The sequence below is a fragment of the Pseudomonas sp. GW456-12-10-14-LB2 genome (assembly GCF_002884345.1).
GTDB lineage: Bacteria > Pseudomonadota > Gammaproteobacteria > Pseudomonadales > Pseudomonadaceae > Aquipseudomonas > Aquipseudomonas paraglycinae.
Map to the genome: position 1 here is coordinate 1 of NZ_POHV01000184.1, position 266 is coordinate 266.

1 pseudogene is annotated in these 266 nt (G+C 69.2%); it reads right to left on the reverse strand.

From position 1 onward, the window contains the following. Positions 1–266, reverse strand: a pseudogene (locus tag C1X29_RS28655) (hypothetical protein); the annotation flags it as partial.

Sequence of the window (266 nt, forward strand, 5' to 3'; positions counted from 1 at the left end):
GCCAGGCGCTGCTGCGCCTCAGGCGATCCGAGAGTTGCAGCCTTCTGGTACCAGTCGCGTGCCGCGCTCGCGTCGGCATTGACGCTGCGCGTGTCCCTGGTGCCGAGCACGGCTGGATCATAGGTCCGCGCCAGCAGAAGTGCGGCTGTCGCATCGCCCGCGCTGGCGGCACGTTCGAGCAGCAGCCGCGCGGCGGCGATGTCGCCAACGCCGAGGAGGTTCTTTGCGCGCGTCATCAGCCCTGTCAGTGTCTCGGCGTCGAGTGT